The sequence below is a fragment of the Novipirellula galeiformis genome (genome assembly GCF_007860095.1).
Classification (GTDB): domain Bacteria; phylum Planctomycetota; class Planctomycetia; order Pirellulales; family Pirellulaceae; genus Novipirellula; species Novipirellula galeiformis.
On record NZ_SJPT01000014.1, the window covers coordinates 14,931 to 35,625 of the forward strand.

The window sequence follows — 20,695 nt, forward strand, 5'->3', positions numbered from 1 at the left end:
ATTTAACAGCGATCCATTGATCGCTTTCCACTCTTTTCCGTGCCACCTCCCTACGATTTATAGCGAGGCGATGCACTCGAGTTGGGTGAAGTGTGATGCGAGCATCGGTCGCGTCCAAACCCGAGTGCACCGTCGCCATTGGTATGTGTTTTGTCGATTTCGCGACTGGCTGACGCAGATCGTTGTAGCGTGCCAATACCGCACACAGTGTGACATTTGCGAGGTCGAGTCGACTCATTGCGGCCACGGATGTGCCCCGTCGATCTGCTCGTTCACGCCCTCGATATTCCAGCGAAGTAGGATACGTGTCGGCTGCACCGACGCGGAGAGGCACGCTGCGGAGTCATCACTCCGATGGGCTGGACGGTGTCTTTTTCGCTGAATGAAAATTCTGTTGTGAGTAATCACGACGAAAAAACAGATCGGCGGTCCAGTCCATTGCCACTCGCAGCTTGCGACCGTAGCCGGGCATGATGGTGAGGTAGACGGTTCTCCAGAGGAACCACGCGACGAATCCGGCGAGACGCATGCCGAAGACATTCGCGATCGCTTGTCGACCGCCCAACGGAGCCATGGTGCCCTTGCTGCGATAGTCCAGTGCGTGGGTGGGGCGACCGTCGATTGCCGCAGCCAAATTTCGTGCGGCCATCCGCCCTTCACGCAACGCATGTTGTGCGGTCGGCGGGTACGCTTTACCGTTGGCGTCTAGATTGGAGGCACAATCGCCGATGCCCCAGATATGGTCGCACCCCTTCACACGCAAGTCTCGCTCGCATTGAAGATAACCGTGCCCGTTGAGCGGCAAGTCCAAGTCCTTCAGTAATGGCGGCGGAGCGACGCCAGCAGACCAAATGACGGTATGGGAGTCGATTTTTTCGCCGCTGTTCAGCGTGAAGGCTGTTTCAAAAACTTCCGAGACGCTTTCGTTTAAACGGATCTCCACCCCGTTGCGTTGGAGCACCCCGCTTGCCTTTTCGGACATCGCTTCGTCAAGCATATCCAGGATCCGTCCCGAACGCTGAATCAACATCACGCGAATGTCCGATTCGCGGACGTTACGATAATCTCGAATCGCCTCTTTCAAAAACGCATTGAACTCACCCGCCGTTTCCACCCCGGTATACCCGGCTCCGACAACGGCAAAGGTCAACCAACTTTGGCGGTGTTCGTGATCGGGTGCAATGTTTGCCATTTCTAACATCCCGATCGCCCGATCCCGCAGCGCCGTTGCATCGGCGAGCGTTTTAAGTCCAACCGCATAGTCTTGAACACCGGGAATGACTGGCATTCGCGTGACGCTTCCCATCGCCATCACCAGTTGGTCATAGGGTACCGTCATGGGATCGCCAAACTCCGGCTGAACCGTGACCGTTTGAGAATTCAAATTGATGTTTTCGATTTCGGCCATCAGCAAGTCGCTCGATGATAGGAAACCTCGAAGCGGTACAATTACATGTCGCGGTTCGAGTGCCGACGTGGCGGCTTCGACTAGCATCGGCGTGAATACGAAATAATTCCGATCGTTGATCAGAGTGACGGTAACGTCACGTGCACGTATGTGTTTTTCGAGCTGCTTGACACAGTACGCGCCGGCAAATCCGCCGCCGAGGACTACGATTCTGGTGGGATGATTTGTCATGCATGAAATGGTAAGGGGATGCCTCACGTGAGCGAACGGGTGGCATTTACGGGTGGCATTGATGCCGTCGTGTTCCGCAGTTCAATAGGCAGCCCGAACCGCGACTCGCAAGTTTTAGGTTACATGCTTTTCATAACGCTCTTTGAAGCTGTGCTTTTGTATTGAGGGGCAAAGCCCCGGTAGTTTAGTGACCTCAGCAGAGCGGACTTGGATCGTGAAAACCAATGATTTGTTGGGCCAACGGTTCGCGAATGGTTCGCATCGATTGAGGACGCCTAACCATTGGCGTGTCGTTGGCCCTTTGGTTCGTTTGCATTGAAAATCTGGTCCGGCGCACACCGAATAACGCGACTGCAAAAGGATTCCGTGGCGAGGGACACCGTATGATGTGCATCTGCCTCTGAGGTGCTTCGCCCGATTTCCATCGCGGGTTATTCCTCTAGCCATACCGAAGCATCGTTATACGCAGATTCCGGAAAGTGCTTGACCTCCACATCGATTAATGGGCCGATCATCAGAGGCAACTCAGCCAGCAGTAGGCTATCGCTGACGACCGCCAATTTGCCGACCTTTGCATGGTGACTCTCAACGAACCGCAGGTGGGCGATTGCCGCGGCGAGATTCGCCCATCCGGGAAACGTTTTCGCGTGGATCAAGATTGCGGGTAACCTGCCTCGCTCGGCAATGTAAGGATCGATCTCAGCGGCGACGCTTTCAAAGTCCGCTGCTTCGAGCGGTGCATCGGGTTCGATCAGAAGAATGCCTTCAGGCAAAAGAAGACGGTGTTTTAACATTCCGTGTCGCTCTATGAACTTTCTGCGTGCCTCTTTGAGGCAACGCGATCGGGGTACACGGTCGGTGCTTGAGTGTGCGAGAGGTGCAAGACTTGTGCCACTGGTTCTTATTCGCGTCGCTTGCTGCGCTGGGATGATGCCGGGGACTTACCGTCGGTTATTTTTCCGCAAGACGGAATTTTCATGGCAAGACGGATCCCATTGCCCCCATTGTGACAAAATGATCCACCTCCGTTGGCGCGCCACCGGACGTCACAACGTGACTCGGATTTGCACCGCATCGGTGTCGGTAGAAACGCAACCGCGACAATGTGGCTGCGAACGTGCAACGTGGATCGGGCGGCGCTAAACAATCGGGGCTGAGAGCCGAGTGCGGTATCGATCGCTCGCCGTCCCGCATCGGGCATCTTACAATAGAAAGAGCGGCGTCTTATGACTCGGAAATCGATGTGGTAACGGAAAAGAGAAATCAAGATGTTTCACAAATCAGAACTAGACCATTTTGGCGATCAGTTCCCTCACGATTCGACGGGCTATGTGCCTGCCAAAGGCGATTGTTGGCGGCAAATGCAATTTGATCACGCCGACATGGATCCGAACGAAGAGGGAATCTCTGCGGAAGAAAAGAAACGGCGTCTGGAGTACTTGGATACCGTGTGGTGGCCCAACGTTTTGGAAAAGGTGCACGTCCAACGGCAACAGTTGGAAGCGGAACATGGCGAGACATTTATCAAACATTGGCATCGCGTCATCAATCGCGATCCGGCTCAATCGCACGGTTTTGGGAATGGGTAGTGCCCAATGGTGGGAGATTCTCCGGCTCCCGTAATGGTCACGAGTGAGTTCGCGGAGCGAGCGGCGAGGCGAACGCAATCGCAGTCGAGCGTGCCGGAGACGCACCCTCACCCCCAACGCCATCGGCTGCATGGTCAAACGGATTGAGTGCTAGAGACAAGGTTGTGTGCAAGCGATAGCGGCGTTTAAGACACTTCGACGCTCTCCATTTGGGCATTGTATTCGCCACGCCGCGCCATCCGGTTGCAATGGGCTCGATGCAACAGTGCTTTCTGTGCTGCGCTGCCGTTTGCGTCTTGGCCGGACCAGATTTCCAGAGCGGGTTGTTGGATGGCGCGGGCAAACGAAAACGCCAGCGGCCAGGGCGTTTGCGACGCGAGGCGAACATTCATCGCATTCAAGCGGGCTGAGGCTAACTCCGCGGGCTGCCCTCCCGATAAGAATGTGATTCCTCCGATCGCAGCGGGGACGGCCCGACGGAAACATTGAATCGTGGCCTCGCACACCTCGTCTACTGTGTCTTGCTGCGGACAAGCCAATCCCGGCAGCACCATGTTGGGCTTGAGCAGCATTCCTTCCAACATCATCCGTTGGACGTAGAGTTGGTGGAAAACCGTTCGCAAGACTTCCTCGGTGACCTCTCCACATCGCTGCATCGTGTGTTCACCGTCCATCAACACTTCCGGTTCGACGATCGGGACCAGTCCGGCTTCTTGACACAACGCGGCGTAACGAGCCAGTGCATGGGCGTTGGCTTGAATCGCAGATCGACTGGGGATGCCATCGCCGATCACGATCACCCCGCGCCATTTGGCAAAGCGGGCTCCCATTTGAACATACTCAGCCAACCGCTCGCGCAAGCCGTCCAGACCTTCGGTGATTTTTTCACCGGGAAACCCGGCCATGTTCTTGGCGCCAGTATCCACTTTGATGCCGGGAATGATGCCCGCCTTAGTGAGAGCTTGGGCAAACGGGGTCCCGTCTTTCAGCTGCTGGCGGATCGTCTCATCGTAAAGGATCGCCCCTGAGATGCTCTGGTCAAGTCCCGGTGTGCTGACGAGCAATTCACGATAGGCGCGGCGGCGCTCCTCGGTTTGCGGAATGCCCCACGCGGCAAAACGGCGGTTGCAAGTCGAGTTGCTTTCGTCCATCGCCAATATCCCCTTGTCGCCTGCGACTAAAGTCTGCGCCGTGTTCATCAATGTGTCGGAATTCATCTTTTGGATTCGCTTTCATGTTGAGGAATGGTCAGGAGGGCGGATTCAAGTCTCGTTTCGATTAGCTGCAAATGGCTCACGCCGAGGTTGGACATGGCGTTTGGATTTTCATGTCCGCTAATTCGGTGACCAACCGCTGCGTCTCCGGTACAGCAAGTGTCTGCGACTCAAGGAAGCGTCTTTTACCACGCAAATGATGTGCGACTTCGTAGCGATGGCGCCGTCGTGCGATGGCGATGCAAGCGGTGTGCCAAATGGTTCCTCTGCGCCGCGGCGGTATCGGGATGCTCGTCGTTCGGTATCGCCAACTCGTCGCGTTCGGGTTTGATTGACCTTCGTTGAAGACTCCAGCCAAAATGGAACCCGCCGTTTGATTCGGCTAAGCTGTCGGCGCTCATGCTTGCTGGCGATTCGGGCCGCGGTGATCACGCACCGCTAGCCTTTCGTTGCTTACCCTTCTCGTGTGTGTCGTGAACATCCTCGGGACCAACCATCCGCTGTTTTCATTTGGTGCCTATGGCGCGAGCTGGCCTCCAGACGACCGGAAATTGACTCGCTTCACGATAGGATGCCCTTGCCGAAGAGAATGGTGGTTGGTTTTAGGTGGGAGCACGCGCAGCTTGTCAAAGTGGCCGGCCCAAAAAATATCGACGGATCGTAATACGTGAGCCTGCAGTCTTTAGTATCCTGGTGCGTGGTCACGGCATTCGTTCGTGGTTATTGCAAACGCCCCTCGGAACACTTTTGGCCCGTCATTTTTGGTTAGGAATCGGTTATGAATCTATTGCGGTTTGGTTTGCGATTCGCCTCGCTTGCGTTGGTGTTGATCGGCTCGTCGCGGCTTCCTGCCGATGACGGTCTCGTGGCGCATTGGAAGTTTGCGGGCGATGCCAAGGATTCCTCTAAAAATGCATTGCACGCAAAAAATCACGGCGTCGACTTCGTTTCATCGGGGCCCAATGAAAACTCCCACGGCGGCGCACGGTTTGACGGTCGTGGTCAATACCTTGAGGTGGATGATGCGAAATCTCTCGATGTGGGTACCGGTAATTTCTCAATCGCGGTTTGGGTGCATACCGAACAATCGCTCGATGACTTGCCGGGAAACCTGCTCTCAAAATACGATCCGCAGTCTCGTCGTGGATTCCAATTGAGTATCGACAGCCGGCCGGGGGTGACCTCGAGCCAGTCCAATGCTGGTCAACTGCACTTTGGTATCGATAACGGCAAAAGCGAAGCAAAGTGGACCGATCATGGCCGTTTAGGCAATGCCGTGTTGGTTTATGGGATGGCGGTGCACGACGGTCAATTGTTTGCTGGCACCTGTGTGCCTGGGAATGAGGCCGGGCGTGTGTATCGATTCGACGGTGAGTCTTGGACCGACTGTGGCGCCCCCGACGCATGTAACGCGGTTTCATCGATGGCCGTTTTTCAGGGAGACCTGTACGTCGGCGTCAGCAAGTATCGTCTGGGCGGTTCGTCGTTGGCCGAATCGGAAAACCCCAATCTCGGTGGCAAGGTCTACCGTTATGTTGCCGACGGGAAATGGGAGTCGTGCGGCTCGCTTCCCGACGTCGAGGCCATCAACGGGATGGTCGTTTTTCGCGACAAACTCTATGCCAGCTCGATGTATGCACCGGCTGGATTCTTCCGTTACGAAGGAGGCACGCAGTGGACGTCATGTGGAACGCCCGATGGCAAGCGTGTCGAAGCGTTGGGCGTCTATAACGGGCACATTTACGCGAGTGGCTACGACGAAGGAGCCGTCTACCGCTACGATGGCCAGTCGTGGGCGCATATGGGACTAATTGAAGACGCGACACAGACGTACGGGTTTGCCGTGCATCATGGCGAGTTGTACGTCAGCGAATGGCCTCACGCGAAAGTCTACCGTTTTGCCGGGCCGGACAACTGGGGCTTTGCCGGACGGGCGGGTGAGGAAAAAGAAACGATGCCGTTGGCGGTCTATAACGGAAAAATGTACGTCGGCACGTTGCCGACCGGGGAGGTGTACCGCTTTGACAATGGGCCCACATGGACCCAGGTGGGCCGACTCGATTTTACCCCGGACGTGCGTTATCGCCGCGTGTGGTCGATGGCCGTTTTCCAAGGCCGGTTGTTCGCGGGGGCACTCCCTTCGGGACGCGTGCATTCGATCGAAGTCGGCAAGAATGTCACCCATGACCACGCCCTGCGTCCCGGATGGAGACACATTGCCGCTGTGAAAGGGGACGACCAACTCAGCTTGTTTGTGGATGGAAAGTTGGTGTCACGCTCAAGCAAGTTTGACGCGACCGACTTTGATCTCTCCAACGATCAACCCTTGAAAATTGGTTTCGGTGCCCAAGACTATTTCAACGGACGGCTCCGCGATTTGCGGATTTACAGCCGTGCGGTCGACCCTCAAGAGATCGCGGAGTTGGCGGGGAAGTGAAACGTCCTCGGAACGACGCGCAAGGTTTGGATTGTTTAGATACTCGGTTTCGGCAGGGGAACGACAATGTGATGGGGGTAATTCAACTGCGAGTCTGCTCTAAAAACTAAGCACCTCGGCAGAAGTCTTTCGGCATAACTCCTCAAAGCGGCGAAACTGCAAATCGTAGCCTAGGCTACGTAAAGCCCAATGAGTTGTGCGGAGGTGCTTACCTCCATCCTTTTTCATTTCCTGTCGACGACTGTGATGTCAGAACCATCCTTGATCCAGCAACGCTACTCGGTCACGATCATCCTGCTCGATGGTACGAAGCATGTCGTTGAATTTAGGCGGCACGCCTACAACAATCTGATGGAAATGATCGTCAACGAGTTGTACGAAAACATTGGCGATTGCAAAGGACACGCGTGGTGCGGAACGTGTCACGTCGAAATCGTCTCAGGCATGCTACACGAAGAGATGAATCGCGACGAAACCATGACATTGGATAAACTGCCCAACGCGGCCGCTTCGAGTCGGCTGGCTTGTCAGATCATGACGGACGAACGGATCGACTCGATGGTGTTTCGCGTGCTCGGCGACGTCTAATGAAGATAATGTGACGGGGGTAATACAACTCCCCGACTGTTCTGAAACCCACATCCGTCCCATCGGTTTCCCCACGACGCCCGGTCTTTGCGACCGGCCTACGGTGTGGGTTCTGTTGGGTCGCTACGCCCCGGCTAAGGCATTCGTTACTTAGATAGTTTTTTCGCAGAAGCGTCGCTTGCTAGCCCGGATAATGCATCCGACCGAGCAAAAAGGTCTTAACCGATTCATCATTAACGTGTTACGCATTTTGAATGATGTACGCAAACAAAACCATACCCCGAAGTGTGAGCGAGGGATTTTACGAAGGGTCCCTCGTATACGCGTCGGGTTATGAAATATCCGCGTCTAGTAGATCGCTCTCCTATTAACGCAGTTGATCCTGGGCGTCCTGGTAGGGGCCCCACACTGAATTCGGTGCCGTGAAACTGGAAAGGTTGATTTCGTAAGTTGACTCTCTTGATGGCGACGCGAAGAATCGATTCGGTTCGAACGGATTCCCTTGAGAGGTACTAAGTATGTTGGCTCGATTGTTGTATGGCGGTGGACTCGCGTTGGTGGCTGCCCAATTGTTTGCTCAGGGGCATCACTGTGGCCCGGGTTGCTCGGGATCGGGATCGGGAAATTATTATCAACAGGCACCTCACGCTGCGGACATCGCGCCGCTGCCATCTGATTTTGGCGCGGGTTACTCACATGATTATCATTCCGGTGCGTTGATTGACCCGCGGATGATGCGGCCCCCTGTGGACGCTTATTCTCAATCGCAACGGTCGCGATCGCCGAGGTCGTTTCGGTCGCCGGCGGCGGGCTATCAGTCTCCGGTGCAAGGCCACCTTGGCCACCACGATCACTGGGGTGAAGGGGATCTGCATCGGCGTCGTCCCGGGGGACGGCATGCCGCAACAGCCCGGCCGCAGGGAAATGACGCTCCGTCGGGAGCAAGTCAATTTCCCCCACGCAACTTCACCTCGCCACCAATGCAGTCGCCGAGCAACGAAGACATGCGACCGATGCCACAGCCGTCCTGGACGCCTCCATCGTCAGTTTTTCGTGAGCTAAATCCAGCACCGGAGACGTTACAGCAACCTTGGTCGTCACAACGTCCGGCAACGTCCCTGGATCGACCGATCCAGGCTTGGAACATCTAAGCATGATCCGAGAGTTGGCGGCTCTCGGATCATGGCGTCGGATGCTTCGTTTTACATTTCACTTCCGACGCGATCGGCGATGAACAACACAGCCCAGAGGGAAGGTTCTGCGCGTGAAGCGTTGCAATCCGTAACCCCGGTTTTGATTATCCCCGGGGGAAGATGAATCTCGCTGGATGCAAACGCCGCGCCGTTACGTGCGGCTCGCAATCCTTTCGATCACTCCGTCAGATCGAATGGGAACTGATTTTCGCCGCTGACGGATACTTCTGCGGTCAAACCCGATTGGTCCGGTCGCTTATATTTCACTGGCAGCAATTCCTTCTTGGAGACGGTCGGTGGTTGCCCGTGCTTTTCAAAATAAGCCCTTGCTTCTTCGGAGGACATCTCGGTCCCGTCCACCTCCGATTTTGAGATGGTGACGGTGTAGCTACCGGGCATCGCGCCGTCGTTCGCCTTGAGAGTTGTCAGCTCAAATTGGCCGCTGGCGTCAGTTCTGCCACTGGCCGGCCGGCTGCCATCGGTGGGGATGAACGCCACGACCGCGCCTTCGACTGGCTGGCCTTGCCAGGTCACGGTGCCGGCAGCGGGAATGGTGCCATCGAGCCCTGCGTCTGTACCACAGCCAACGAGGGAAGCAATCCCGGCCAGGAGCAGCACGTGCATTAGATTAAGACGTTGCATTATCAATCGTTTTCTCGTCGTAGTAAGTAGGAGCAAAGTCAGGAGATGACTAGCAAAAGCAGCGGATGGCGTGAGTGACGATTCGTTTGTCCCGACTCGTCACCGTGGTTATCAATTGCCGAGCCTCCGACACGTTACGGTAAATTGGCAACTTCGCCGCCCTGCTTCGATCCCAGGGCACCCCAGACGCCGTAGGGCGTGAGCCCACTACTCGTTGGAGCTGCGTAGATGTTTCCAGTATCGATCGAATCCGTGATGAATGCGACAGATCCGTCGCACATCAGCACTTGCACGCCTCCGGGGTGGTAGCTTGTGGGTGGCGCGAGCGTACGTCCGGAGTCCCATGTCGCCTCGGCACAGGAAGGGCCATTGGGAGCCAGGATGGTGTTGAACTGCGTGAATCCCGAAACGCCGTTGCTCCAGTACACTCCCGCCCATGCACGGGTGGTCAAGCTATCTAGATAGAAACCACTGACCCCCAGCGTGCTCATGCATGTCCCGGGGCTGGCGGGATCCAGATAACTCATCACGGTTCCGCCTTTGACTCTCTCACCCGCGCCGTTGGCGATGGCCCGTTCGCTCATCGCGATCGTATTGCTAAGTCCATCGATAATGGCGGAGAAATTGAAGGTCTCTAAATAGCCAAACGGGCCGCGAATGGTTTGCTTTGCGGTATAACCGGTCGGCATCCAGTCGCCGGCGCTGAAGACGTAATTCGTGCGACCGTTGTCCGTCGGTCCTTTTGTGCCTGCGCCTCCGTCCGAAGGGCATAGAAAAGCGGCGATTTGTACGTTCCACGGGTCATAGGTCGAGGTCGACCAGGGAATTGGGCCATACGGATTAAAGGCAACGCCGTTGAAGGTGTTGGGCGAACGGATCTGATCGTACACGGTGCCCTGCTCGATGAACGGCAGGATGGGTACCAAGCCGCTCACATACGGGTTGTAGCTCGGCCCCATCATCAAAGCAGGCAACGCCCTGTGAGTATCATGATAGTTGTGCAGCGCCAGTCCCAACTGCTTGAGGTTGTTCGAACACTGCATCCGTCGCGCCGCCTCGCGAGCAGCCTGGACGGCCGGCAGCAGAAGCCCGACGAGCACTCCGATGATGGCGATCACCACCAACAATTCAACGAGCGTGAATCCACGTGGGCGGGTCCGACTCTTAAAGACAAAAATTTCGTGACTCATGGTGGGGGTCCTTTCAAAAAAGGAACGAATAGGCAGGGGAATGCAGCAAAGACAAAATGGTGCTAGCGCATGAGGTCGCGGAGTTTAACGACGGGGAAGGCAAGGTTGCAACCACATGCCGTGCTCTCGTCAGATAGGGGGCGTTCAAAGCGGATGGGGGGCGAATAAAGGTGGCAGACACCAAAAGGAGGGTCGCCCAAATGCCAACGGTGTCGGACACGGAAATGGCACAAAATACGGTGCAATCGCGTCCTTGAGAGTGTGATTGTCCTGGCACATTTTCTGGCCCGTAGCCCCTTTGTTTCTCCAGAAATTCAGCCAGATTATCTAGGCTGTCTATTCGACTCCCGCGACTTTCCACCGCAGTCCTAGCTCAATACGTGGCGAGAAAGTCAGCCAATAGAATGAACCGCCATGGCCCCGCTCCGGTGGGGAACGATTGCTTTCGTCGGCGAAAAAAGCGAACGGTGACGGGCTGGAAATTGATCAAATACGCTGGCCGAGCATTCCGTCGCTTTGGCAACGATCGATTGCGAGTCCCTGCAGCCAAATACTGCATGATGACTCGGTCACTCGGTTACTCGGTTACTTGGTCCATTCGCTGCTTCCAGTCTTCGAGGAACTCGCGGCGCCATTGGCTGACGGTTTTGGCTCCGGCCCGTTTGCTGGTGGACAAACTGGGATCGGGGTTATCGGTCCAATAGTGTTTGCCGTGATCGGTCGCTACGAACGCGCCGCCCCAATGCGGCGCCGTGGGGTCATCGGGGTTGCCGCGAAGCAAGTACAAAAATGACGGTGTATCCCCCATCTTGATGTCGCGTTTTTTCGTAAAGAATAGATCTCCAAGCGATCCGTGTCCCTTCACGTGCTGTTGGACGAAACTTAGGTTGCCCCACTCGCCGTCCTGCACTCCGCCCATGTACATGCCTCGAAAGGAGGTGTCGCTCTCGATCCACCACAAATCCGCATGATGGTTGAACAGGTAAGCACGTGCCGCAGAATCTTGCGAGGTATTCCATGAGCCGATCGAATACACGCGGATATTGCTTTTAATCGAGGGATCGTCGTGGATCGCTTGCGCCACGTCGGTGATGCTGCCCCAAACGAGAATCCACAACGGTCGTTTGTCATCGGCTTGCGCCCGCTGGACAATCCATCGCGAGCCATCGGTGGGTTCGCTCCAACCTTGTTGCGGTGCCTTTTCGAGAGCACCCTGCTTTGCGACGCTACGCAACGCATCCGGTGCGGGGTAGTCTTTTGAGTGGCTGTGTAGATGCGAGTAGTCGTTGGCATAGGCATCGATCACTTCCATGATGTGCTGGGTGCGACCGGCGTCCGGCGGCGATGAAATAATGCCTTCCACATCGATAACGTCGGAGTAAAGAAGCAAATGGATCAGAGATTGAAAGTCGTCTGGATCGGATCCGCCAACATCCGACGAAACAATCACACGCGGCTTGTCGCCGTCCAAGGCGCCGCCCGGCGGTGAGGCGGTTACCGTTGTGCTATCACCCATAGCGAGAACAAAAAGAACCGTCAGCAAAACGATCCGATGATGGAGGTTGGTCTTCAATGCATGCTCCTTGGTGTGGTTTTCGATCGGTCGATAGTTTTAAGGCCATGCCTTGATTATCGCTGTGTTGAAGTCGTGTTGACAGAAAAAATGGCGACTAAACTCGACCTCCTCTGGGCACGTGCCTGTACGAGCGACTCGCGTCCCAATGTATCAAGCTCAGTCGCCATCATTGGTCCTCGGAACGAGTATTCGTGTTGGCTCACTCCATCACGCTTCCCAAGTGGTGAATCGTCGCGAATCAAGTTCATCTTAGTTTGTGCGGACATCGGAGGTTGGGGCCGCGGATGGCTATACTCAATCGTTGGGCGAATCACCCGTGCGGAACAACATGAACCGCGTTTGTTCGTTTTAGGTTTGTACTCCTGAGTAGGTAAGGTTATCCGTGGCAACAAAGATTTTCATGATCGGCTTGTGCAGTCTATGGGCGGGCCCTGCGTTGGCGGAAACGCTGCGGTTGGCCGCCACGCGGGACAATTCGATCGTAATGGTCGATCGAGAATGGACCGTCAACGCAGGGCAGAACTCGCGCATCCGCATCAAGGGAAATCAGCATATCGTGGCAATGGGCTTCGATGTGACGCCGCTCCGTGGTCGTCGGGTAACGCGGGCGGAATTGGTGTGCCAGGCATCGCAGGAGACGATCTCGGGTGTCACGATCTCGACGATTGCGACAACGTGGGACGAGAGGAAGTCCAACGGGGTGACCGCCGGTGTGGAGGGGTTGGATGGCTGGGGATACGCGGGGGCTAAGTTCCCGGCGGTGTCAGGCGGGAATGCGTTTACGTTGGTGCATCAGGCCGACTCCAACGTTCGCGATGGTGCGTATCACTGGGAAGTTCCCGCCGATATGGTCAATGCGCTGGCCACGGGGGTCGCGTTTGGGTTGGCGATCCATGAGCATGATGTGGACTACAGTCGCAACCCGACCATCTTTGCTCGCGAGCAATCGGGCAAGCAGCCGTATCTCAGCGTAGAGGTGACCGATGAGCCCGATGCAGCTCCCGCACCTCCCACCGATCTCAAGCTTGTGCCCATTGATGGATCCAGCGCACGGCTGACACTACAGGCACCCGCGAACGGCTTCGCGTACGAAATTGCGATCGACGGTCAAGCGCTCTCGCGTCACAACATCCCGCGGGTCCAGCCGGGGGCGTCACAATCGATTCCGCTGCGCGACCTGCCTGGGGCCATCGCTCGTCCAGGAACCCATCAAGTTAAAGTGGTGACGATCAATCGGACCGGTCAACGCTCGATGCCAGCTGCCATCACGTCGGAACTGTTTCACGTCGAGCCGCCCGTGTATCCAGAGGTCAGACTGCCGCCGGCCTCAACAAACCCAGTGGACGGTTTGGACGTTATTCCAGTCACCGACAAGTACGACCGGGCTGGTAAACCGGTGGGGGAATTGCCGACCGACTATCGCAGCCATAATGCGTTATTTGACGGCCAGCGTATTCAATTGACGGCTGCGGCCGGAGAAGTTGTGGGCTTCCAGGCACTGCTACGCGGGACCGGGGAAGTCGCCGTGTCTTTGCAATTCGATGGTCCACCAATGCGGGTTGATCTGTTTCGGGCGGTGTACGTTTTGGCGAACGGTCGACAGATTCCGGATCCATTATTGCCTCTGCCGGAACGCATTCGTTTGGTGCCGCACGCTGACGAGGCGTTGTTTGCCGACGTCTACGTCCCGTTCGACTCGGCGCCAGGCGTCCGTCGAGGAAAATTGACGGTCTCGGATGGTCGCGAGGTGCCGGTGGTGTTGACGATCCTGCCGATACAGCTGCCTCGCCAAGCATCCTTTCTGTGCGAGATGAACAGCTATGGACTGCCGGACCATGTGGACGACTTTTACGCATTGCAGCAAACGGCGTACGACCATCGCGTGCATGCCAACATCCTGCATTACTCGCACCACACCGCGGAAGCCGGTGCTCGCAAAAGCAACCTCGATATGCGGCTGCGGTCTGGTCGTCGGATGGACAACAAGCGGTACGATGATGTCGCTCCGGGAGCCACGCAGGCGTACTGGGACGATTTCGTGGAAGCGTTTGGGCCCTATCTGGACGGATCGTACTTTCGCGATGGTCATCGCGGTCCGATCCCCGCACCGGGGTTCTATCTGACGTTTCATGAAAGCTGGCCGTTGAACTGTCGGGCGTACTTCAACGGCGATCCCGACGCCTACCGGGCGTTCGCGGACAGTCCCGTCTACTCGGAAACGTACGTCAATGTGCTGGCCGATTTCTCCCGCATGGCAAAGCATCAGGGCTGGACCGAAACGGGTTTCCAGGTTTACTTCAACAACAAAGGATCTCTCAACGAGAAGACCAAGGCACCATGGATTCTAGACGAACCCACTGCGTACTGGGATTACCGGGCCCTGCAATACTACGGAGAACTAACGGACCGTGGACGCCGCGAGGCGAAGGATGTCCAAATTGACTATCGGATCGATATCTCGCGACCGGAATACTGCCGCGGACAACTCGCCGGACGAAACGATCTGTGGGTCGTCTCTTCGTGGGCGTTTCAGCATTATCGTCGGCTCGTCACCGATCGCGCCGAACGCGACGGGCTGAAAGTGTGGGTCTACGGGACCTCGAACGCGGTCCACGAAAGCAATCGTCAGGTACAAGCGTGGGCGCTCGATGCATGGCAATACGGAGCCACCGGTATCGTCCCGTGGCAGACCGTCGACAAAACGGGGAAGGCGTTGAAGAAAGCCGACCCGTTGGGGCTATTGATCTTCGACAAAGACGAACAAGGGAAAACCGTCATTCGCCATTCGACGCGACTCAAAGCCTATCGCGAGGCTGAGCAGTTGATTGCGTACCTGCAAATGGTGGGCGCCAAGCATCACTGGAATGCGAATCAGATGCGCGACTTTATCAGCCATTACACCAAGTTGACCGGCTCTGTCCGCAAGCAAAATGACGCGGATGCAGGCACGAGCGAATATGATCGCAACGGCTTGTTGGGCATAAGCGAACTTCGACAAGCAGCGATCGAGTTGTTGCGATAAGTGACGAAGCAGATAGGGAGGAGTCTTTCGGTAGATCGGCCGTTTTGGCGCTAGCCACGGCTGCAACGTTCAACCGGGGCTAGCCTGGAGATTACATCCGAACGTCCAAGAATGTCTTCGCCGTTTTCTCCAAAAGTCGTCTTGGTGAGCATGTGTCTCCAACAACGCATGCTGCATGTCGTGGTTGTGGAACAGAATTGTACCTTTGCGGTCGCAATAGCCCGCGAGCTGTTTCAACCGCTGAATGTACCCATCGTTGTATTGCGAGAGATCATACTTCGGCAGTCCGTCAAACATCTTTCCTTGTCCGCTGCGAACCCACGGTTGCTCGAGAAACGGCGGCTTGACATTGACGCTATTCCGTTGCGTATCGTTGTGCGCATCACGTCGCCGGATCGTACCACAGACCAAAATTGTGCTCGAAGCCAGGGCAGCCGAAACGGATGATGGCATCAATTAATTGTCGGGGCCCTCGGGCCGATTCGGGCCGATTTTTAATCTACCCCAAAGGCAATGCTACGGCAGTTCGTCGAACGTGTAGAACCGTAGTCCCAGTTCCTTGGCTTTGCCGAAGACGCGAGCGAGCGCTTCGGGAGTCACGAAATGCCCCGTGCCGTTTTCGCAAATGCGGTGCGCGTACAACACGATGATTTCTCGATTTTTGGCGGCTCGTTCAAACGCTCCGTCAATCTGTGCGTACGTGCGATCCGGCCGCAATGGGGCGTAGTCGATTCCCTTGCCATACAGGCATCCGTGCTCGGCGATTTTCGCAGCCGGTACAAAAAAGGCATCGTCTTCGCTGAGCCGTTTGTCGGCAGCGATCCCCCTGCCTGTTCGCACGTGCCGAAACACTTTTAGTAGCGTCTCGTCGGTCGCGGCGTTGTTGCGGCTCATTGGGTACGCGAACGACATCGCATGCACGTCTGCTGCCTGGAGCTTTTTCAGCTGGGGCGCGATCTCACGCTGCAGAAACGCTTCAGGCGAGTTTTCTTCGAAGTACTCCACCGCTTTGAGATGGTTGACACTGTGAGCCCCAATCGCATGCCCGTGAGCTCTGAGTTGTCGAATCGCGTCCAGCGCCGGGGCATCAATGTTCCCGCTGATGAAGAACGTTGCTTTGACTCCAAATTCGTCGAACAGCGGCAACGCCTTGATCCAGTCCTGGAAGTTCCGGTCGTCGAAGGTCATCACGACACCGCCTTCGGTTAACGTCTCTGGCGTCCGCGAACGAAGTTCATCGATCGTTGACGGCAGCGGTTCGTCTGCGTAGACGGACGCCGTTAGCAAGGGCATTAGAAACGCGAGGAGCAATCGATGCACGATAATATCTTTCGGTTTTTGTGGGCGGACGTTAGGGGGTGTGATTCTACGGTGTCGCAGTATTCGTCATCGGTTTCGATAAAGCGATAGGAGAGCGGGGACGCCACGGCATTAGGATTCGTGTCGGTGCCGAATCTACTGCGGCCCTGATCATTGATGAAGAACGTTCAACAGCTATCCGGTTGCCGCCCCAGTTCTGCGATGCGTGCATCAATATCGACGTCGACATTCGGGGACTTGTCCAACGATTGCCCCAGGGTTTCCTCGTTCATCCGGGACTAACGATGGACCGCCAAATCTTTGGGCTTGTCGTGGTTTTGCAGTTGCGCTGGCATTTTTGCCACTTCTCGCCCCCGACTTCGTCGAGGGCGAGACAACTGACGAATTTGCCGGTACAAACACTTGCCACCGAAGTCCTTTGTCATCCTCAAACTTTTAGCGGTCCGGCCCTAGCGTCCAAAGGGGGCATGAGAATTCATCCAATGATTCCTGCCTGCCTGGTTAGTGCGGGCGTTTACGACTTCACGCCGATGTTGACGTAAGCGTGAACGTGCGGGGCCCCGCGGAAATGCCAAACCAGCGACGGGCCTTCCACCCGCCAAATATCCCAGACCCGGTCATCATCGAGGTCCTCTTCTTGATAGAACGCCATGTGCAGTTGATCGAGTCCCCCGCTGCTTTTCAGGATCTCCATCACCTCATCAACATCGCCTTCTCGATAGGGCGCTAACAAAACCTTCAGTGTCGCCTCGACCAGTTCCTTTTGGTCACTGGAAAGTTTGTTGACGGCGATCCCTGGGAAATGCCCGCTAGCCCCTTGCAGCTGCACGGCTGCTTCTTTGGGAGCCTTCTTTTGCAGAGCCTGCTTTGCTTGGCCGGCATCCAGAGCCTGGAAAACCTTGTTCGTCTGTTGGGTTTGGTAATAGAAGAGATTGTCTGTGGGATTCTCTTCACCGTGCCCGTAGACAAGGGGGCCGCCGAACGCCGCCTTGTCGACTCGATTTCCGTCGGCGCGCATCGTCAGGTGCCGTCCAGTCATTTCAAATTGGAACTGGTCCGTTCCGGGTTTTCCAAACAGGGCGAAACTATAGTTTTCCATGCCACCGTCATCATCATCCATTTGTTGGATTAAACGCTGGTAACCGTCCTTCGTTGTGATGTTTCGAACGATCTGGTCGATCAGCGTCTTTTGCTGTTTGGAGAAAAGATCGTCCCCGATGGTCGCTTTGCTGATGTGCCAGTTCGCATTGATTTTGCCACGGTCGGCGTGATCAAACGGTCGCCAGACGGCTTCTTTCTGTTTCTCCGATAGGGAGGCATACAATTCTGCGACGACTGTCTCCGCGGATGTCTCAGACGAGCCCGCAGCATGAGCAAACCGAGCGTCGAATAGGCCAGCCGACGCCACGCCGACTGCGGCGGCCCCGCCAAGTTTGACAAATTCTCGCCGAGCAACTCGCTGGCCATGGGGGCGATTCATGTTCATCGTAAAGCTCACTGAGGGTATGAGGGAGGATCCTGGCGGGGGCCGCCTGAACGTGACGGTCGACACGCAACCATCTTACCAAATCCGCCACTTCGCAACACGGATTTGAAACCCTAACTCCGAAATGCCATTTTGAAGCAGCATGGACCGCAGCGGCGTGCTCTTGTTCCAGCCTCCTGTGACCCCATCTTTGTGTTAAAAATCTTGCAGCAAAACTCGACAGGAAGACGGGGGCTTGAATATGTCCAATACGCTGCTTCCCTCGACGGGGGATCGTCACTCGTAGCGATTGTCACTCGTAGCGATTGTCACTCGTAGCGATTGTGCAAGCCCGCGTGTTCGAGGATCGTTTGCTAAGGCTTCTGCAGAAAGACGAACGTGCCCAATTTGGATGCCGTAGCGACGTCGATACGCCCGTCTTGATTCAGATCGGTCGCCAAGATTTGAACGCCTACCCCTGATGCGTCATCAATCATGTGGGGAACATAGCGGACCCCACCCGCTTCGCGTCGCAGCTCGAACCAGTAAACAACCGGAAGCGCTGCCGGTTCGATATCACCATCGGGGCCATGAGCCCAGCGACGTTTGCCGGTGACAATATCCGGCAATCCGTCACCGTTGATGTCCGCCAATGCGAGCGCATGCGGCTGAGTGAATGCGACCCCATACTGCTTGATCGCCGAGCGATCGCCCATGATCAAGTGTTCTTTAAAAGTCGGGTCTGTATCGGTTTTGACATGCTCGTACCACGCCAATCCCCAGCCGTGGGCGTCAATGGCGGAAATAACGTCCTGATCCCCGTCACCATCGATGTCTTGCGAAAACATTTGCGCGCCTCCTCGACCTTGTGAGAACCGGCCGCGATGAAACTTCCACTGGGGGTTGCCTGCAACGATTTGGGGTTGTTCGTACCAACCGTCGTTGAGAATCAAATCCAATCTTCCATCGTGGTTGACGTCGCCGACACCCTGGCCGTGATAAAACTGTGGCCAGTCTTCGGGGGCACCAATCCGAATGAACCGCCACGGCTGAGTCGGCTGGGAAGGATCCGGTTGAATCGATCCCCAACACCCATCCCAGTGACAGATGACCTGTGGCACGCCGTCACCATCCAAATCGATCATGGTGGGTGATTCGCCTCGGACGCGATGAAAGGCAACGTGTTTCTGCCAAAGATCATCCGTCGTTCCCGGATTTTCATACCACACCGCTTCGTGCTTATGGACCCGACCGAGAACCAAGATGTCTTGGCGGCCATCGCCGGAAAAATCCGCGACAAAGCTGAACATGCTATTGCTAGGGCTTTCAGCCGGCGGCAATGGGACCGGTTCATAAAAAGCGTGCGACACTTGAAATTCCGGTCCCTCATACCAGAACGGTCCAGCCACAATATCCAGATCACCATCGCCGTCGATGTCGCCCGACGCAACCCCATCACAATAGTATTGGTCGCTCAGGACAAGGCGTTGAAAACCAATCGCGTCGCCGGTTGTGTCTGGCGACCCAGTGGACACTTCCTGAGCACTGGCGAAGGTCCAAATCGTCAGGGAGCAAGCGATCGAAAGCGTGACTGTTACCCAATGCGTCATGTCGTAACCCGTGTGGTAGAAGTTCAGGAACGCTTGATTCTACACACCCACGAGGGAGCGAAGGCATGCTTGTCGGACCAAACCCCGTTCGATCCACATCCTCGACGTTCGTTGTGTGGTTGCTGGGCACCTCGATCGGTCGTGTTTGCGTTCCATGCATGCGCATTGGATCACTGTTATGCCGAGCACTATGGGGCTGAGCTGAACCTCGCACGCACGAGTCGCACGAAATCTTCGGCTGCGGGTGGCCAATGAGCACCACGTCGGCGGATTAGTCGAACCGGGACTTTGGCGAAGCTCCCGTTCAGTGAACGCTCGAAGAATTCGGGATGGGGGGCGGTGGAGGAGGCAACGGCGAGCAGCGCAAGGCCGAAACCAAGCCGTACCAACTCGCGTTGGGATGATGCAAAGACGGCGGTTGCCTGCGGCACGATCCTCGGCCCCGTGGTAACTTGATCAAGCAGGCTTTCCAAATTCAGCCCACTGAACCCTTTTCCCGGTGCGTTGACAATGGGGTATTTTATCAAATCGTTGGGACGGATGACCCGCCGCCGAGACAACGGATGATCTTTGGGGCCGACGATTCGTATCTCAAGCAAGTAGCTGGCTTCTGAATCGAGCGTGCGAATTTGGTCTTGAGCAAGAGGCACCGGCGTGAAGCCGAAGTCAGCACGCCGCGTTTCAACCGCTGTGGCGATCTCACCTGCGTCCATCTCTAAGAAGGTGAGTCGCGTTTGCGGCGACTGTTTGCAGAACTCTGCCACCACTGGAGCCAGATCCTCGAGGAAAATACGCGGCGTTATCGCAATGGTGAAGTTGCAACCGAGGTCCGCCAGTGTGGTAGCGAACGTTTGTTGAAGACGGTCTGTCGTTTCGAGAACGGCATTGGCGAGTTCCACCAGCAGCCAGCCGGACTCAGTCATCGTGCATCCACGCTCATGGGGGTCGACAAGCTTCACCCCGAAACTCCGTTCCAATGCGTGAACATGTTGATGCACTGTTGCATGGCTGCTGTCCAACGCCGTCGCTGCTGCGGCAAAACTACCGCTACGGGCCGTCTCACAGAGGCTTCGGAGTTGCTGCAACGTGAGTTTTTTGTGCTGGCAGGCCTTGGACATAGACAACAATCGCAAGCGGAGTTTGGAACCAGCATCGGTCGTCATCTCTGCTGGCACGACTTTGGGATGTCTAGTCCAAATAGGGGAGGGGA

General features: G+C 56.1%; 17 protein-coding genes. 5 read left to right on the forward strand and 12 right to left on the reverse strand.

What is annotated here, in order from left to right:
- Positions 1–346: 346 nt before the first annotated feature.
- Positions 347–1,639: an NAD(P)/FAD-dependent oxidoreductase gene (locus Pla52o_RS24490; RefSeq protein WP_146597277.1), complete on the reverse strand. Its 1,293-nt coding sequence runs from the start codon at positions 1,637–1,639 to the stop codon at positions 347–349.
- Between the two features lie 431 nt (positions 1,640–2,070).
- On the reverse strand, positions 2,071–2,433 hold the full coding sequence (locus Pla52o_RS24495; protein ID WP_146597278.1) for a SpoIIAA family protein: 363 nt from the start codon (positions 2,431–2,433) through the stop codon (positions 2,071–2,073).
- Positions 2,434–2,907: 474 nt separating this feature from the next.
- Between Pla52o_RS24495 and Pla52o_RS24500 the strand changes: the two genes are divergently transcribed.
- A complete protein-coding gene (locus tag Pla52o_RS24500; RefSeq protein WP_146597279.1) occupies positions 2,908–3,228 on the forward strand; it encodes a hypothetical protein in 321 nt (106 codons plus the stop codon).
- 185 nt (positions 3,229–3,413) lie between these two features.
- Here the strand turns inward: Pla52o_RS24500 and Pla52o_RS24505 are convergent, their stop codons facing one another.
- Positions 3,414–4,445, reverse strand: a complete 1,032-nt coding sequence (locus Pla52o_RS24505; protein WP_146597280.1) for a class I fructose-bisphosphate aldolase — start codon at positions 4,443–4,445, stop codon at positions 3,414–3,416.
- Positions 4,446–5,220: 775 nt separating this feature from the next.
- Here Pla52o_RS24505 and Pla52o_RS24510 point away from each other — a divergent pair.
- From Pla52o_RS24510 to Pla52o_RS24520, 3 genes are all read left to right on the forward strand, one after another.
- Complete coding sequence (locus Pla52o_RS24510) at positions 5,221–6,879, forward strand: LamG domain-containing protein (protein WP_146597281.1); 1,659 nt, start codon at positions 5,221–5,223, stop codon at positions 6,877–6,879.
- Between the two features lie 246 nt (positions 6,880–7,125).
- Positions 7,126–7,467, forward strand: coding sequence for a 2Fe-2S iron-sulfur cluster-binding protein (locus Pla52o_RS24515; RefSeq protein WP_197169488.1), 342 nt, complete (start codon positions 7,126–7,128; stop codon positions 7,465–7,467).
- A gap of 518 nt (positions 7,468–7,985) precedes the next feature.
- Positions 7,986–8,618, forward strand: a complete 633-nt coding sequence (locus Pla52o_RS24520) for a hypothetical protein (protein ID WP_146597283.1) — start codon at positions 7,986–7,988, stop codon at positions 8,616–8,618.
- Between the two features lie 219 nt (positions 8,619–8,837).
- Here the strand turns inward: Pla52o_RS24520 and Pla52o_RS24525 are convergent, their stop codons facing one another.
- The 4 genes from Pla52o_RS24525 to Pla52o_RS24540 form a co-directional block, all read right to left on the reverse strand.
- Positions 8,838–9,302, reverse strand: a complete 465-nt coding sequence (locus Pla52o_RS24525) for a carboxypeptidase-like regulatory domain-containing protein (protein WP_146597284.1) — start codon at positions 9,300–9,302, stop codon at positions 8,838–8,840.
- Between the two features lie 134 nt (positions 9,303–9,436).
- A complete protein-coding gene (locus tag Pla52o_RS24530) occupies positions 9,437–10,492 on the reverse strand; it encodes a DUF1559 family PulG-like putative transporter (protein WP_146597285.1) in 1,056 nt (351 codons plus the stop codon).
- Between the two features lie 373 nt (positions 10,493–10,865).
- Positions 10,866–11,051, reverse strand: coding sequence for a hypothetical protein (locus Pla52o_RS24535; protein WP_146597286.1), 186 nt, complete (start codon positions 11,049–11,051; stop codon positions 10,866–10,868).
- Positions 11,052–11,069: 18 nt separating this feature from the next.
- Positions 11,070–12,008 carry a DUF1593 domain-containing protein gene (locus Pla52o_RS24540; protein ID WP_146597287.1) on the reverse strand — a complete coding sequence of 313 codons (939 nt, stop codon included), beginning with the start codon at positions 12,006–12,008 and terminating at the stop codon, positions 11,070–11,072.
- Between the two features lie 442 nt (positions 12,009–12,450).
- Between Pla52o_RS24540 and Pla52o_RS24545 the strand changes: the two genes are divergently transcribed.
- A complete protein-coding gene (locus tag Pla52o_RS24545; RefSeq protein ID WP_197169489.1) occupies positions 12,451–15,090 on the forward strand; it encodes a hypothetical protein in 2,640 nt (879 codons plus the stop codon).
- A 69-nt stretch (positions 15,091–15,159) separates the two neighbouring features.
- Here Pla52o_RS24545 and Pla52o_RS24550 read toward each other — a convergent pair whose 3' ends face one another.
- From Pla52o_RS24550 to Pla52o_RS24570, 5 genes are all read right to left on the reverse strand, one after another.
- Entirely contained in the window at positions 15,160–15,543 is a 384-nt protein-coding gene (locus tag Pla52o_RS24550) for a DUF6298 domain-containing protein (protein WP_146597288.1), read from the reverse strand.
- A 63-nt stretch (positions 15,544–15,606) separates the two neighbouring features.
- Positions 15,607–16,410, reverse strand: coding sequence for a polysaccharide deacetylase family protein (locus tag Pla52o_RS24555; RefSeq protein WP_231612630.1), 804 nt, complete (start codon positions 16,408–16,410; stop codon positions 15,607–15,609).
- A gap of 514 nt (positions 16,411–16,924) precedes the next feature.
- The gene (locus tag Pla52o_RS24560; protein WP_231612631.1) at positions 16,925–17,896 is read right to left on the reverse strand and encodes a DUF3500 domain-containing protein; all 972 of its coding nucleotides are present in this window, start codon (positions 17,894–17,896) and stop codon (positions 16,925–16,927) included.
- 353 nt (positions 17,897–18,249) lie between these two features.
- Complete coding sequence (locus Pla52o_RS24565) at positions 18,250–19,485, reverse strand: FG-GAP repeat domain-containing protein (protein ID WP_146597290.1); 1,236 nt, start codon at positions 19,483–19,485, stop codon at positions 18,250–18,252.
- Between the two features lie 188 nt (positions 19,486–19,673).
- Entirely contained in the window at positions 19,674–20,603 is a 930-nt protein-coding gene (locus Pla52o_RS24570) for a LysR family transcriptional regulator (RefSeq protein WP_197169490.1), read from the reverse strand.
- Positions 20,604–20,695: the final 92 nt, after the last annotated feature.

Coding starts and splice junctions, on each gene's coding strand:
- Pla52o_RS24565 (WP_146597290.1), bottom strand. CDS start 19,485: ATGACGCATTGGGTAACAGTCACGCTTTCGATCGCTTGCTCCCTGACG.
- Pla52o_RS24525 (WP_146597284.1), bottom strand. CDS start 9,302: ATGCAACGTCTTAATCTAATGCACGTGCTGCTCCTGGCCGGGATTGCT.
- Pla52o_RS24515 (WP_197169488.1), top strand. CDS start 7,126: ATGTCAGAACCATCCTTGATCCAGCAACGCTACTCGGTCACGATCATC.
- Pla52o_RS24500 (WP_146597279.1), top strand. CDS start 2,908: ATGTTTCACAAATCAGAACTAGACCATTTTGGCGATCAGTTCCCTCAC.
- Pla52o_RS24540 (WP_146597287.1), bottom strand. CDS start 12,008: ATGGGTGATAGCACAACGGTAACCGCCTCACCGCCGGGCGGCGCCTTG.
- Pla52o_RS24490 (WP_146597277.1), bottom strand. CDS start 1,639: ATGACAAATCATCCCACCAGAATCGTAGTCCTCGGCGGCGGATTTGCC.
- Pla52o_RS24535 (WP_146597286.1), bottom strand. CDS start 11,051: ATGCAGTATTTGGCTGCAGGGACTCGCAATCGATCGTTGCCAAAGCGA.
- Pla52o_RS24560 (WP_231612631.1), bottom strand. CDS start 17,896: ATGAACATGAATCGCCCCCATGGCCAGCGAGTTGCTCGGCGAGAATTT.
- Pla52o_RS24505 (WP_146597280.1), bottom strand. CDS start 4,445: ATGAATTCCGACACATTGATGAACACGGCGCAGACTTTAGTCGCAGGC.
- Pla52o_RS24570 (WP_197169490.1), bottom strand. CDS start 20,603: ATGTCCAAGGCCTGCCAGCACAAAAAACTCACGTTGCAGCAACTCCGA.
- Pla52o_RS24530 (WP_146597285.1), bottom strand. CDS start 10,492: ATGAGTCACGAAATTTTTGTCTTTAAGAGTCGGACCCGCCCACGTGGA.
- Pla52o_RS24495 (WP_146597278.1), bottom strand. CDS start 2,433: ATGTTAAAACACCGTCTTCTTTTGCCTGAAGGCATTCTTCTGATCGAA.
- Pla52o_RS24510 (WP_146597281.1), top strand. CDS start 5,221: ATGAATCTATTGCGGTTTGGTTTGCGATTCGCCTCGCTTGCGTTGGTG.
- Pla52o_RS24520 (WP_146597283.1), top strand. CDS start 7,986: ATGTTGGCTCGATTGTTGTATGGCGGTGGACTCGCGTTGGTGGCTGCC.
- Pla52o_RS24550 (WP_146597288.1), bottom strand. CDS start 15,543: ATGCCATCATCCGTTTCGGCTGCCCTGGCTTCGAGCACAATTTTGGTC.